The organism is Mesorhizobium escarrei (assembly GCF_935825525.1).
GTDB classification, from domain to species: Bacteria; Pseudomonadota; Alphaproteobacteria; order Rhizobiales; family Rhizobiaceae; genus Mesorhizobium; species Mesorhizobium escarrei.
In genome coordinates, this window is record NZ_CAKXZT010000014.1 from 1 (window position 1) to 631 (window position 631).

Consider the following 631-nt stretch of genomic DNA (forward strand, 5'->3'; position numbering starts at 1 on the left):
CATGCGACTTAACGGGCAAAGCGATGCCTTCGTCTCTGAACCACATATGGACCTGCCGCACGCTCTGTAGCTCGGCGAACTTCGCGAACACCAGCCTCAACGCGTCCTGCACGCGCTGGTCTGGATCCTTCTCGATCCGCTCGCGCCCGGTCTTCACATAGCCGGCGGCGACACCGAGGAACAGCGCGCCCCGGCGGGCTTTCTGCTTCAGTGCCTCTTGCGAGCGCTGACGGAACAGTGACAACTCGAGCTCGCTCATCGTGCCCTTCATACCAAGCAATAGCCGATCATTGGGATGCCGGGGATCGTAGATTCCGTCCTCGTCGACGATGACGGTCCCGACCAATCCACAGAACTCGATCAGCGTATGCCAGTCGCGGCCGTTGCGCGCCAACCGAGAGGCCTCGATCGCGAACACGGCGCCCGCATGCCCTTCGCAGATCGCCGCCAGGAGCCGCTCGAAACCTGGTCGATTAATGCCGCCGCCCGAGCGGCCGAGATCATCGTCGATGACCTCGATCTTCGCCCAGCCGAGCTGGCGAGCGCGATCGGCGAGTCCGTATTGCCGGCGCTGGCTCTCCTGATTGTGCATAAGCTGATCGGCCGTCGACTGACGGATATAGACGAAGGC

At 62.8% G+C, this 631-nt stretch carries 1 protein-coding gene; it reads right to left on the reverse strand.

What is annotated here, in order from left to right; genetic code table 11:
* The coding region (locus tag NMG80_RS01800; protein WP_254016555.1) for a recombinase family protein at nucleotides 1-631 on the reverse strand (631 nt) is incomplete at both ends.